The 12,589-nt window shown below is 60.3% G+C and carries 11 protein-coding genes; 7 read left to right on the top strand and 4 right to left on the bottom strand.

Annotated elements, in window-relative coordinates:
* Nucleotide 1 precedes the first annotated feature (1 nt).
* The 5 genes from ACAM27_RS05750 (at nt 2) to ACAM27_RS05770 (ending at nt 5,575) form a co-directional block, all read left to right on the top strand.
* Entirely contained in the window at nt 2-1,474 is a 1,473-nt protein-coding gene (locus tag ACAM27_RS05750) for an FAD-linked oxidase C-terminal domain-containing protein (RefSeq protein WP_369612686.1), read from the top strand.
* Nucleotides 1,467-2,534: a glycolate oxidase subunit GlcE gene (glcE, locus tag ACAM27_RS05755; protein WP_222448726.1), complete on the top strand. Its 1,068-nt coding sequence runs from the start codon at nt 1,467-1,469 to the stop codon at nt 2,532-2,534. The genes ACAM27_RS05750 and glcE overlap by 8 nt, the downstream gene beginning before the upstream one ends.
* A 2-nt stretch (nt 2,535-2,536) precedes the next feature.
* Complete coding sequence (glcF, locus tag ACAM27_RS05760; RefSeq protein ID WP_141067954.1) at nt 2,537-3,745, top strand: glycolate oxidase subunit GlcF; 1,209 nt, start codon at nt 2,537-2,539, stop codon at nt 3,743-3,745.
* Nucleotides 3,746-3,851: 106 nt separating this feature from the next.
* A complete protein-coding gene (locus ACAM27_RS05765) occupies nt 3,852-4,289 on the top strand; it encodes a DUF4124 domain-containing protein (protein ID WP_222448727.1) in 438 nt (145 codons plus the stop codon).
* An 83-nt stretch (nt 4,290-4,372) separates the two neighbouring features.
* Nucleotides 4,373-5,575, top strand: a complete 1,203-nt coding sequence (locus ACAM27_RS05770) for a multidrug effflux MFS transporter (RefSeq protein ID WP_011786712.1) — start codon at nt 4,373-4,375, stop codon at nt 5,573-5,575.
* A gap of 6 nt (nt 5,576-5,581) precedes the next feature.
* Here the strand turns inward: ACAM27_RS05770 and ACAM27_RS05775 are convergent, their stop codons facing one another.
* The 4 genes from ACAM27_RS05775 to ACAM27_RS05790 are packed head-to-tail and all read right to left on the bottom strand — an operon-like array spanning nt 5,582 to nt 9,373.
* The gene (locus ACAM27_RS05775) at nt 5,582-6,379 is read right to left on the bottom strand and encodes an ABC transporter ATP-binding protein (protein ID WP_222448728.1); all 798 of its coding nucleotides are present in this window, start codon (nt 6,377-6,379) and stop codon (nt 5,582-5,584) included.
* Nucleotides 6,376-7,365: an iron chelate uptake ABC transporter family permease subunit gene (locus ACAM27_RS05780; protein WP_222449067.1), complete on the bottom strand. Its 990-nt coding sequence runs from the start codon at nt 7,363-7,365 to the stop codon at nt 6,376-6,378. The genes ACAM27_RS05775 and ACAM27_RS05780 overlap by 4 nt, the downstream gene beginning before the upstream one ends.
* Nucleotides 7,366-7,379: 14 nt before the next feature.
* A complete protein-coding gene (locus ACAM27_RS05785; RefSeq protein ID WP_222448729.1) occupies nt 7,380-8,405 on the bottom strand; it encodes an iron ABC transporter permease in 1,026 nt (341 codons plus the stop codon).
* Between the two features lie 8 nt (nt 8,406-8,413).
* Nucleotides 8,414-9,373, bottom strand: coding sequence for an iron-siderophore ABC transporter substrate-binding protein (locus ACAM27_RS05790; RefSeq protein ID WP_222196646.1), 960 nt, complete (start codon nt 9,371-9,373; stop codon nt 8,414-8,416).
* 129 nt (nt 9,374-9,502) lie between these two features.
* On the opposite strand from ACAM27_RS05790, the gene ACAM27_RS05795 reads away from it, so the two are divergent.
* Together ACAM27_RS05795 and ACAM27_RS05800 are read left to right on the top strand one after the other, a co-directional pair.
* A complete protein-coding gene (locus ACAM27_RS05795; protein ID WP_222196647.1) occupies nt 9,503-10,456 on the top strand; it encodes a LysR family transcriptional regulator in 954 nt (317 codons plus the stop codon).
* A 95-nt stretch (nt 10,457-10,551) separates the two neighbouring features.
* On the top strand, nt 10,552-12,582 hold the full coding sequence (locus ACAM27_RS05800) for a TonB-dependent receptor domain-containing protein (RefSeq protein ID WP_222196649.1): 2,031 nt from the start codon (nt 10,552-10,554) through the stop codon (nt 12,580-12,582).
* The last annotated feature ends 7 nt before the right edge of the window (nt 12,583-12,589 follow it).

Consider the following 12,589-nt stretch of genomic DNA (forward strand, 5'->3'; position numbering starts at 1 on the left):
TATGAATACTCAATCCCGTATCAGCAAATCCCAGCTGGCGGAGCAGTTCCGGGCCTTTATTGACCCGGACTTCGTCATCACCGATGACGAAACCCTGAAACCCTATGAGTGCGATGGCCTGGCCATGTACCGGGAAATGCCCATGCTGGTGGTGCTCCCGGAAACCGTGGAACAGGTGCAGCGTGTCATGCGCATTTGCCACGAAAACGGTGTGCCGGTGGTGGCCCGTGGTGCCGGTACCGGTTTGTGTGCCGGTGCCATGCCGCATAAGGAAGGGGTAGTGCTCTCGCTGGCCAAGTTTAACCAAATTCTGAACATTGATCCGATTGGTCGCACCGCACGCCTGCAGCCGGGTGTCCGTAACCTGGCGATCAGTGAAGAAGCCGCACAGTATGGCCTCTATTACGGTCCGGATCCTTCCTCTCAGATCGCCTGCACCATTGGCGGCAACGTGGCCGAAAACTCCGGTGGCGTGCACTGCCTGAAGTACGGCCTGACGGTGCATAACATCCTCAGCGTGGAAATGATTACCGCCGAGGGGGACCGGGTGACGGTCGGCAGCGATGGCCTGGACAGTTGCGGCATGGATCTGCTGGCGCTGCTCACCGGCTCTGAAGGACTGCTGGGCGTGGTCACCGAGGTGAAGGTGAAACTGTTGCCCAAGCCGGAAGTGGCACAGGTGATCATGGCGGGCTTCGACAGCATCGAGAAAGCGGGCGACGCGGTGGGAGGCGTGATCTCCCACGGCATCATCCCCGGTGGCCTGGAAATGATGGATGGTCATGCCATTGTCGCGGCCGATGACTTCTGCGGAGCCGGGTATCCACGGGATGCCAAGGCCCTGCTGCTGTGTGAAGTGGACGGCACCGAAGAGGAAGTGCACGAACACATCGCAGAGGCCGAAGCGCTGTTCCGTAAGCTGGGCGCGACCTCCATTCGCACCTCACAGAGTGAGGAAGAGCGCGCGCTGCTGTGGAAAGGGCGCAAGTCGGCCTTCCCGGCGGTGGGGCGTATCTCGCCGGATTATTACTGCATGGATGGCACCATTCCGCGTCGCTATCTGGCCAAGGTATTGCTGGAAATGGAGAAGATGTCAGAAGAGTTCGGCCTGCGGGTGGCGAACGTGTTTCATGCAGGCGACGGCAACCTGCACCCGCTGATCCTGTTTGATGCCAACGTGCCGGGCGAGTTTGAGCGCACCGAGGCGTTCGGCAGCAAGATCCTGGAACTCTGTGTTGAGGTGGGTGGCTGTATCACCGGTGAGCACGGCGTGGGCGTAGAGAAAATCCGCCAGATGGCGGTGCAGTTCAATGATGACGAGCTGCAGCAGTTCCACGATGTGAAGGCGGCCTTCGACCCCACCGGAATTCTGAACCCGGGCAAAGGGGTGCCCACCCTGAAATTCTGTCAGGAATACCGCTCCATCGAGCACAAGCAACACAAGCACGAAAAGGCGGACACTGCCCATGGCTGATCAGATCCAAACGATACAGGAGCAGGTGCTCCAGGCCCGCAGTAACGGGCAGAAACTCAACATTGTCGGCGGCGGCAGCAAGTCCTTTATGGGGCGTCAGAGCGATGCTGATGCCAGCACTCTGAGCCTGGCCGAGCACACTGGCGTGGTGGAATACCATCCGGTAGAGCTGGTGCTGACGGTACGTGCCGGTACCACCCTGAAAGAAATTGAAGCGGTGCTGGCGGAGCAGGGCCAGTGTCTGCACTTTGAGCCGCCGCATTTTGGCGACGCATCCACCATCGGTGGCACCCTGGCCTGTAACCTGTCCGGCCCCGCCAGGCCCTGGACGGGCTCGGTGAGGGATCAGGTGCTGGGTATTCGCCTGCTGAACGGCAAGGGCGAACACCTGCGTTTTGGTGGCCAGGTGATGAAAAACGTGGCGGGATATGACGTTTCCCGTTTGCAGGCCGGCGCCATGGGAACGCTCGGGGTGATCACCGAAATCAGTCTGAAAGTCATGCCTAAGCCGGCGGCCACCGTTACCCTGGTGCGGGAGATGGCCATGGACGAGGTGGTGGAGTACATGAACCGCCGTGCCGGTGAGCCCAAACCCATCACCGGTGCCTGCTGGGTCGATGGCAAGGTGTACCTGCGCCTGGCCGGTGCAAAATCAGCGGTTGAGGCGACCGCCGAGAAGTGGGGTGGCGAGGTTATGGCTGAGGGTGACCAGTTCTGGCGAGAGGTTCAGGACATGCAGCACGGCTTCTTTGACGATCCGGAAACTCCTCTCTGGCGGTTCTCCCTGGATTCCACCGCCAGAACGCCGAAGCTGGACGGCCCCTGGATGATCGACTGGGTTGGCTCCCAGCGATGGTATCGCGGCCAGGCCTCACTCAGCGATCTGGAGCCACTGGCTCGTGCTGCCGGTGGTCAGGTCAGCCTGTTCCGGGGTGGTGATCGCACTGCCGAAGTGATGCAAAGCCAACCCGAGGCGTTGAAAACCATCCAGCGCCGCGTGAAACACTCGTTCGATCCCGACGGCATTTTCAATCCCGGCCGTCTCTATAGCTGGTTGTAATTATGCAAACGAATCTGGTTCAACAATTTGCCAATGATCCCGAAGGTCAGGAAGCGGAGGAGATACTCAGGGCCTGTGTGCATTGCGGTTTCTGCACCGCAACCTGCCCAACCTACCAGGAACTGAACGACGAGCGGGATGGCCCCCGTGGCCGCATCTATCTGATGAAGATGTTCCTGGAAGGCGGCGAAGTCACCGAGAAGACCCGTGAACATCTCGACCGCTGCCTGACGTGTCGAAGCTGTGAAACCACCTGTCCCTCCGGCGTGAAATATGGCCGCCTGGTGGATATCAGCCGTGGTTTGATGGAAAAAGAGCTGCCGCGCAAGCCGCAGGAAAAATGGTTGCGCTGGGCGCTGACCCGTTTCCTGCCGGACCGCCGGCTGTTCGGGTTGATGCTTCGACTGGGTCAGGCCTTCCGTCCGGTACTGCCGGAGCGGCTGCGCACCAAGGTGCCTCCTCGCCGACACGCAAGCCCCTGGCCCTCGTCGAGCCACAGCCGCGTGGTTCTGGCTCTGGCCGGCTGTGTTCAGCCGTCAGCTGCGCCGAATACCAACGCGGCTGCGGCCCGGGTGCTGGACAAGCTCGGTGTGACCATGGTGGAAGCCCCCGAGGCCGGATGTTGTGGCGCGGTGAACTACCATCTTTCCGAACATGAGCGTGGTCTGGAACAGATGCGCCGCAACATCGATGCCTGGTGGCCCGCCATTGAAGCCGGAGCCGAGGCCATCATCATGACCGCGTCAGGTTGTGGTGCCATGGTCCAGGATTACGGCCATCTGCTGAAAGATGACCCGGTCTACGCCAACAAGGCAAGGAAGGTCAGCGAGCTGTGCACTGATCTTGGGGCGTTCCTGCTGAAGGAAGACCTGGAGCCCCTGAAGGCCAGTGCCCAGGCCGGCAAGGTGGCGTTCCACTGTCCGTGTACCCTGCAGCACGCCATGAAACAGAATGGAGTAGTGGAGCAGGTGCTCACCAAAGCGGGCATCGACCTGGCGGCCACCAAAGACAAGCACCTGTGCTGTGGCTCGGCGGGTACCTATTCCATTACCCAACCGGAGATGAGCCAGAAGCTGCTGGATAACAAGCTCAAGGCGCTGACGGTGGATAACCCGGTACGAATTGTGACGGCCAACATTGGCTGCCAGTTGCACCTGGAGAGCAAAGCAGACGTACCGGTGAACCACTGGATCGAATTGCTGGACCGCTGATCCGTTCCTGAAAGTGGCGCTGGCTTTCGGTATAGTTACCAGCGCCTGTCCCGCTGCTGTGATGGTGGCGGGGCTCTCCCTCAGACTATTCACAGGATGTGAACCCATGCCAAGGAAACTGGCCCTGAGCCTGCTTTTCGTTACCGCGGCAGCGCCCGCCACTGCTGAAATCTACCGCTGGACCGATGCCAACGGGTCCATACACTTTTCCGATACGCCACCCAGGCAGGTGCGACATTCCAGTGTTTCGGTGAAACCACCGGTGACCGTCCCCATGGGCGATAATATCCGCCAGGCCGACCGGGTGCGGCAAAGCCGGGCTGAAGTGGAGCGCTTGCTGGCTCCCGGCAGCAAGGATCGCTATGCCCAGGCCAGAGAGGCAAAAAAGCAGGCGCAACAGTGCGAGAAATATCGGAAGCAGTTGGACCGGATTCAGGGTCAGTTGCGAGCCGGTTACAGCAATGATCGAGGCAATGGCCTGCGCCAGAAACGACGCAAACTCAGTCAACTCTATAGCCGGGAGTGCATGCTCGACCAGACCTGATTTCCGCGCTGGCTTCGGAAACCGCGCATTGCGGTCCTTTCCTGAATATTATTAGCTATCTATCTAGTCAGCGGAGGTAGCACTTGTCTCATTTTCAGCTCGCGTTATTACTTGGTATGACCGTCGCCCTGGGGCCTCTGGCTCTGGATGCGTATTTGCCCGCGTTCCCCGATATTGCTGAGGGTTTTGGTATTCCCCATGCGGATGTGGGCCTGACTCTGAGTGCCTATGTCGCCACCCTTGGTCTCGCACAACTGGTGGGCGGGCCTTTGTCGGATCGCTATGGCCGCAAGCTGATACTGTTTGTCGGGCTGACCATTTTCGCCATTGCCGCGATGATGATTGCCGGAGCCGATACCCTGGCGGAGTTGGTGGGCTGGCGAATTGTACAGGGCATCGGCGGTGCCTTCTGTGCGGTCTCGGTGCCTGCGATTGTCCGCGACCAGGTGGGTGGGCAGGAAGCGGCGCGCCTGTTCGGCCTGATTGGCCTGATCATGTTTATTGCCCCGGCCGCGGCACCTTCACTGGGTGCGTTGATGCTTGCGCTCGGCGATTGGCACTGGATTTTCGTATTTCTGGCCGGCTACGCGCTCTTGCTGGCGGTCGTGCTGCAAATCGCCCTGTTTCCCAGGTTGAAACCCAGGCCCCAGGCCTCGACGCCGGTGAAAACTCTGGTAACCAACTACATGCTGGTGCTTCGCCACGGCACAACCATGCGCTTTATCGGGATTCAGGTGATGTGCTTCAGCACCATGCTGCTGTTCATTACCCATTCGTCGTTTATCTACCAGGAGTGGTTCGGCCTGTCCAACGCCAGTTTCTCCATGCTGTTCGCGGCCAATATCGGATTGATGGCGGTGCTGAATCTGGTCAACCGGCCGCTGTTGCGGCGCGTCCCATCAGTCATCCTGTTGCGGGTACAGGTTATGCTGCAGTTCCTGATGCTGGTCGGGTTGGTTACCGTGGTCATTCTGGACGGGCCGTTCTGGGCGGTGGCGTTGTTCATCATTGGCGCCATTGGCTGTCAGGGCGGGATCGTGCCTAACAACATGGCCAATGCGCTGGAGTTCTTCCCGCATCTGGGCGGAACCGCCGCCGCTATGCTGGGCGCCTCTCAATTCACCCTGGCTGGAGGGATCAGTGCGCTGTCATCGGCTTTAGGAGGTGATGCACTGCTGCCTATTGTGCTGAGCATGCTGGTCTGCTCGGCTGGCGCGGTGGTGCTGGCGGCCGGAGCTCCAGCCGCGATTGCCCGGGAAAAGGCCAGGGCCGAAACCCTGGCCTGAGCTCGCTCAGGGATTGCGGCGCACATTGACCAGTAACGGGCTACCGGTGGCCGGGTCGTGAATCAGATCGCAGCTGACGCCGTAGAGTTCCTGCACCAGCTCCGGTGAGACAATCTCCGCCGGAGCGCCCTCCTCAATAATGGTTCCGTTTTTCATGGCGACCATATGGTCCGCATAGCGACAGGCACTGGCCAGGTCGTGCACCACCATGGCGATGGTCTTGCCTTGTCCGCTCAGTGCCCGGATCAACTCAAACACTTCAATCTGGTGGCCCAGATCCAGGGCCGATGTAGGTTCGTCCAGCAGTAACAGCGGCGTTTGCTGGGCCACCGCCATGGCAATCCAGGCCCGCTGTCGTTGCCCGCCAGAGAGAGTGTCCAGTGCACGGTCAGCCAGTCCGGCAACATCGGCGGCCTGTATCGCCTGATCGAAGGCCCGTTGGTCTTCTTTCGACCACTGTGCCATCCAGCCCTGATGAGGCTGACGGCCGAAGCGCACCAGGTCGGCAACGGTGAGGCCTTCCGGGGCGGTGTTGTCCTGGGGTAGCAGGGCCAGTTTCCGGGCGACCTCTTTGGACGGCAGGCGATGGATATCCTTGCCGTCCAGAAGCACCGAGCCGCCCTTGGGCGTATGAATCCGGGCCAGGCCATTCAGCAAGGTGGATTTTCCGCAGCCGTTGGGGCCCACGATGGCGGTGACCTGGGCCGTTGGCAGATGAAGGCTCAGATTCTCCGCTACCACAAACTGACGGTGCGCCAGAGTGATGTCGTCGGCGGCAAGGGTCGCGGTTTGGGGGTGGCTCATGTCAGGCTCCGTGGCGAAGGTCTCAGCAGTATCCAGAGCAGGTAAGGGCTGCCGACGATGGCGGTAATGATGCCTACCGGAATTTCCAGCGGCGCAAACAGCGTGCGGCCTAACAGGTCGGCAATCAGCATGAAGCTGGCGCCCGCCAGGGCCGCAGCCGTGAGCGGAACCTTGCCCGGGCGGCACAGGGCCCGGGCAAGCTCCGGCGCCAGCAGGGCAATCAGGCCAACCGGCCCGCAGACCGATACTGCCAGGCCCGTGAGCATCACCGACAAACCCAGGCCGATTATGCGGGTGGCTTTCAGTCGTGTGCCCAGGGCAATGGCCACCGCATCCGTGAACTGCAAGGTATTGAGGGCCCGGCTGAGGCTCATCAGAATCAGGTAGCCGGCCGCAAGGCCCACTCCGAGCACCAGCACACTCTGGCCGGAACGGGCATTCAGGCTGCCCACCGTCCAGGGATAGGCCGCATTGGCGGCATCAATCGCCACCCGACTGAGCATTACCTGGGTGACTGCGCCCGCGATGGCGCCAATACCGATGCCGGCGACGATAAAGCGATAGCCCCGGGTGCCATTGGCACCCGCCAGACCAAAGGCAATCGCCGTGGCGGCTGCCGCTCCAGCCAATGCCATGGCTGATGGTGCCAGCGATAAACCCACGCCCACCACCGACGCGACCGCAAAGGCGGTAGCTGCGTTATCGATGCCGATTATGCCCGGTGTCGCCAGACGGTTACGGGCCAGGGTCTGCATCAGGCACCCGGCCATGGCCAGCGCTGCCCCACTTAGTAGTCCCGCGATTACCCGGCTCAGACGAAGCTCGTTGATCACGAAATCGGTCATCGGGTCTGCGTGGCCGGCTAATGCCCTGAGGGTATCGAACAGGGAAACCTGCACGGTACCGGTGGCCAGCGAGATGATGGTTGCCAGGACTAACAGCCCGAGCAGGGCGGTATTAACCAGCGTGTTGCGTTTATCCGGCATGGCGAATCCTGCGGTCATAGCGAAGGCATCCGGCCGGCCCGGACAATGGCCAGCAGCACCGGAGCGCCAATCAGCGCGGTAACCACCCCCAGAGGCATTTCGGCGGGCGCGGCAATCAACCGGGAAAGCACGTCGGCACCCAGTACCACGGCAGGGCCAACAGGCACACACAGCCAGAGGGTCTTGCGGATATCGGGGCCGGAAAAGGCCCGGGCAATAAACGGCACCACCAGTCCGACAAAGATCAGGGGCCCGGCGAGGGCCGTTGCCGAGCCCACCAGCAGAGCAACCGTGAAAGTGATCAGGAAGCGGATTCGCCCCGGGTGATGTCCCAGCCCGACGGCCGCTTTTTCGCCCAGGGCCATGGCTGCCAGTGGTCGTGCCACGATAGCAATCAGGACCAGGGCGAGAGTGATGGAGGGAAGCGTTGCCCAAAGCATGGACAAGGGTTTGCCGGCCACGCTGCCGGTAATCCAGAAGCGAATCTCATCGGCGGCTCGCTGGTCCATCAGCATCAACATGGAGGTCAATGCCAGCAGCAGACCGGTCATGGTGGCCCCGGCCAATACCAGGCGCACAGGATCATTGCCCAGTCCCTGCACCCGGGTGGCGGCGATCACCAGGGCGCAGCCGGCCAGCGCCCCGAGCTGGGCGACCAGAGTGGTGAGTGTGGCGGTGGTGGCTCCCAGCAGGATGGCAAGGGCTACGGCAAAACCACTGCCAGCACTCACGCCCAGCAACCCCGGTTCGGCCAGGGGGTTGCGGGTCATGGACTGGAGCAGGGCACCAGCCAGGCCCAGTGCGAGGCCGGTGACCAGGGCAATGATGGTGCGGGGCAGCCGAAGTTCGGTGACCACGAACCAGGCTTCCTCCGTGCCATTGGCCATCAGCGCCGCCATGGCATCGCTGGCAGACACCGGGCCGGCGCCATAGAGCAGGCTGGCCAGTACCACCAGTAATAATAAAAATCCCGCAGCCAGAAGCGGCGGGAAAAAAGCGCGAGACGCAACCACGCTAGTCGGGGATAGAGCGTTCAACATTGGGCGCTTCAGGGCTGAATGGCAGTGACCGCGGCTTCGATGTCATCAAGAATGGCCAGTACCGCCAGAGGTCCGGTAGCGCTGGTCCAGAGTTGCCCGCTGACGGTGATCACCCGGTCGTGTTCAACCGCATCCAGGCGGGCAAAGGCCGGGGATTGGCGGGCTGCCTCCAGTGCTTTATCGCCATCTTCATTCAGTGTCGCCAGGAATACCCAGCTTTGATCCATGCTGGACAGGTTCTCCAGGCTCAGTGGTTCGCTATGGGGGCGACCTTCTTTAACCAGATCATTGTCATCTATCCGGAAGCCTACTGCCTGAAGAATCGAGGCCGAGAACAGGCCTTCCGCCATCACCAGTGGCCCCTGGGGCATCCAGCGAACCAGGGTGGCATCTCGCTGTGCTTCCGGGATGCGAGCCGCCACAAGGGCGGCCACTTCGCCAATGCGGGATTCGACTTTAGCAATCACCTGCTCAGCGGCCTCTTCCTTCCCCAGGGCTTTGGCGAACAGGCGGGTTTCCCGTTCCCAGCTGTCCGGCTGGAACATGGGAACATCTGACACGATCACCGGCGCGATCCGCGACAGCAACTGGTATTGCTGCTTATTGGTGCGCGGTGCTGCCAGAATCAGATCGGGCCGGACGGAGATAACCGCTTCAATATTGGTTTCGGCCGGTGCGCCCACAATAGCGATATTGCCTGCCCGGGACTTGATGTAATCGGCAACGTCGCTGCCGCCACGGGTAATTACAGCACCCACTGGGTTGGCATCGACAGCCAGTGTCGTGTCCAGGGCCCCCTCGTACAGTGTGACTACTCGCTCTGGCTGGCCGTTGACCGTTACCGGGCCATAGGCCGTTTCCACAGACCGGGTATCCGCGAGACTGGTACCCGCGCCCATGGCGGAGAGTGCCAGTACGGCAATGGATCGGAGAAGCGTCTGTCTGGGGGTGAGAGTGCGGCATGTCATGGTCAGTGCGCTCCGGCAGCGGGGTGTTAGATAGCTTGCAAATTTTAATGGAAAATAATGATAATGGTTCTCGTTAAGGTTTTAAAGTGATAAGTTGGAACGGTCAGTTGCAAATAATGGAACCAAATCATGTATGACTTGCAGGAGCTGGAAGCTTTCGTGTCGGTAGTGCGCACCGGCAGCCTGACCGCCAGTACCCGGGATCTGGGACTACCCAAGTCCACTCTCAGCCGCCGGATTCGACAACTGGAGGAGAATGTGGGGCAGCCACTGTTGCTGAGACAATCCCGGAAGATCGTGCCGAACGATGCCGGGCGTGTGTTCTACCGCTATTGCAACGACATTCTCGAGTTGGTGGTGCAGGGGCGGGAGGCACTGGACGAACTCAAAGCCGAGGTAACCGGCAAGCTGGAATTGCGTTGTCACGAATCTTTTGTGCGTGGCTGGTTTTCCGGAGTGGTTGAGTCCTTTATGGCTGACCATGACGACCTTCGTGTTGCGATTCACACCCAGAGGAACCTGCCGGAAGCGGTCGAGGACGGTGTGTGTATCTGGCTGGGCGAGACCGGTGAGACAGTGCTGCGCCAGGAGGTGCTCGGTGTACTCAAGCAGGGTATTTTCGGTAGCCCGGCCTATTTCCGGCAGCACGGCAAGCCGGCTGCACCGGGAGAGCTTGCCCATCATCCCTGGGTGGATCTGCTGGGTATGGCAGACACCGGGGTAATATTGCACCACTCCCGCCAGGGCAATTTTCCGCTATCGCTACCGGACCGTCGGTTTACCGTGGACCAGTTCAATGTGCAGGGTGACGCCATTGCCGCGGGCCGCGGCCTGGGCTTGATGCCGGTCTGGCTGGTGGAACGTCGGCTGACGGCTCATCCCGGCAGTTTTCAGTCCTGTCTACCGGAGTGGTATGGACCCGACCTGCCAGTGACCTTGCTTTATCCTCATGGTGTTCTTCCCCGTCGGGTGCGGGCCTTTATTGCTCATCTACGAAGCTGTATCCCGGAGGAATGGACTGGGGGCGTTGGTACTGCCACACAGGCTGTTCCGAAAAGCGGAACGCATCATTCCAACACCTGAACCCTTGCGCTGTGTTAATGTTCACGCCACTGATAATGATTCGCAAATGCGAAAACTGATACATCGTGAACGTTGCACAACACAAGGAGTTATTCATGCGCCGTCGTTTTCCTTTGCTGGCGTCAGCGGTTGCCCTGGCCAGTGCCAGCACCGCAAGTCTGGCCCAGGCCGAGCCCGTTGAGCTGGGTGAAATTGTGGTGACTGCCGCTGGCTTTGAGCAGAACATCTCGGATGCGCCGGCCAGTATTTCGGTGATCTCTGGCGAGGAGCTGGCGAAGAAGTCCTACAAGAGTATTGTCGATGCGGTGAATAACATCCCGGGAGTGTACGTAACCGGTGGCGGTGGTGCGCAGGACATCAGCATTCGGGGGATGGACGACAGTTACACGCTTTATCTGGTCGACGGTCGGCCGGTCTCAGCGGGGCGTTCGGTAAACACCAACGGCCAGGACGGTGGCAAGCAGATTGCTCTGCCGCCCATCTCCATGATCGAGCGGGTTGAAGTCATCCGTGGCCCGATGTCCTCGCTGTACGGTTCTGAAGCCATGGGCGGCGTTATCAACATCATCACCCGCAAAAACCGTGGTGAGTGGGCGGGCACTATCTCATCCGAGTACACCAAATCTCTGAACGATGTCAGCAACGACAGCCGGCAGACCAGCCTGTTTGCCGGCGGCGCACTGGTGGAGGATCTGCTCAGTGCGGAAGTGAATGCCGCCTGGGGAGGGGACGATGAGAGTGATTTTGCCGGTGCCGATGACTCCGCACGCAGCACCCCGGAAAGCAAGCGCAAGCAGGGTGGTGCCAAGCTGATTCTGACTCCGGATAGTCGCAACGAATTTGCCCTGAGTTACGACAGCTCCCGTCTGGAAGAGACCAGCACACCCGGCAAGAGTGTGGCAGAGGATGAAACCGGCTCAAACTACATCTATGACAAAGATGTATACGTGCTGTCTCATGCCGGCAACTATGGCGACTGGTTGACCCGCAGCTTTATCCAGCATGACCTGTCCGAGCGGGTACAGGATCAGACCAAGAAAGAGAAAGTATCGATGCTGGATACCCAGGCTACACGGTTCTGGGGCGACCATGTGCTGACGGTGGGTGGCCAGTACAAGAAGGAAAAGCTGACCGACGAAACCAACGGTTTGCTGACATCCAATATCCCAGGCGCCGTCCGCAGTGTTGATCGGTGGATCGCTGCGGTGTACTCGGAAGTGGAGTGGGGGCTGACCGAGCAGTTGTCGGTGACCACAGGGCTGCGTTACAACGATGACGAGCTGTTTGGCGGTGAGTTTTCACCAAGGGTTTACGCACTTTACGATCTGACGCCAGAGCTGACCCTCAAGGGTGGGGTGTCTACGGGATATCGTCAGCCGGGTCTGGCCGATGTGACCGAAGGCTTCGGCCGTGGCACTGGCGGCGGTGGCTCACCTGCGCCGCATCCACGGGCATTGATCATCGGCAACCCGGAACTGGATCCGGAATCCAGTATCAGCTACGAGGCGGGCATGGTGTTTGATAGCCGGGCCATGGGGCTGAACGCCAGCGTGATGCTGTTCCAGACCGATTTCAAAGACAAGATTGCCGAAGACCGGCTTTGTGAGTCTCCCAGTGGGGATCGCGATGACCCGGCCACCTGGACCTGCAGCTTTCAGGGCAACGACTACCTGTTCCTGAGTACCCGGGCCAACATCGACGAAGCCGAAATGCGAGGCGTCGAACTGACGCTGGATTACCGGCTGACCGACTCGGTCACTCTGAATTCCAGCTACACCTACACCGATTCTGAACAGAAGACCGGCGAGTACAAAGGCGAACCGCTGAACAAAATTCCTGAGCACATGGCTAACGCCAACCTGGACTGGCAAGCGAATAACCGCCTGAATCTTTGGTTCCAGGCCAACTACCGTGGCGAAACCAGCGATTACCTTGGCCGCCGTAGCATGTCAGATGGCACGCCGGGTTACACGCTGATGGATGCCGGCCTGCTTTACCAACTGACCGATTCTGCCCGGGTGACCGCGGGTCTGTACAACCTGGCTGATAAAGAAATCACCAATGATGACTATGGCGTGGTGCTGGATGGCCGTCGCCTGAACCTTGGCCTGGCGGTCGACTTCTGAGGATAGT

It is taken from the genome of Marinobacter sp. RI1, from assembly GCF_041155085.1.
Classification (GTDB): Bacteria; Pseudomonadota; Gammaproteobacteria; order Pseudomonadales; family Oleiphilaceae; genus Marinobacter; species Marinobacter nauticus.

What these genes read in the sequence shown, in the direction of transcription:
- ACAM27_RS05750 (WP_369612686.1), top strand. Translation starts at nt 2, where the DNA reads ATGAATACTCAATCCCGTATCAGCAAATCCCAGCTGGCGGAGCAGTTC.
- glcE (WP_222448726.1), top strand. Translation starts at nt 1,467, where the DNA reads ATGGCTGATCAGATCCAAACGATACAGGAGCAGGTGCTCCAGGCCCGC.
- glcF (WP_141067954.1), top strand. Translation starts at nt 2,537, where the DNA reads ATGCAAACGAATCTGGTTCAACAATTTGCCAATGATCCCGAAGGTCAG.
- ACAM27_RS05765 (WP_222448727.1), top strand. Translation starts at nt 3,852, where the DNA reads ATGCCAAGGAAACTGGCCCTGAGCCTGCTTTTCGTTACCGCGGCAGCG.
- ACAM27_RS05775 (WP_222448728.1), bottom strand. Translation starts at nt 6,379, where the DNA reads ATGAGCCACCCCCAAACCGCGACCCTTGCCGCCGACGACATCACTCTG.
- ACAM27_RS05780 (WP_222449067.1), bottom strand. Translation starts at nt 7,365, where the DNA reads ATGCCGGATAAACGCAACACGCTGGTTAATACCGCCCTGCTCGGGCTG.
- ACAM27_RS05785 (WP_222448729.1), bottom strand. Translation starts at nt 8,405, where the DNA reads ATGTTGAACGCTCTATCCCCGACTAGCGTGGTTGCGTCTCGCGCTTTT.
- ACAM27_RS05790 (WP_222196646.1), bottom strand. Translation starts at nt 9,373, where the DNA reads ATGACATGCCGCACTCTCACCCCCAGACAGACGCTTCTCCGATCCATT.
- ACAM27_RS05795 (WP_222196647.1), top strand. Translation starts at nt 9,503, where the DNA reads ATGTATGACTTGCAGGAGCTGGAAGCTTTCGTGTCGGTAGTGCGCACC.
- ACAM27_RS05800 (WP_222196649.1), top strand. Translation starts at nt 10,552, where the DNA reads ATGCGCCGTCGTTTTCCTTTGCTGGCGTCAGCGGTTGCCCTGGCCAGT.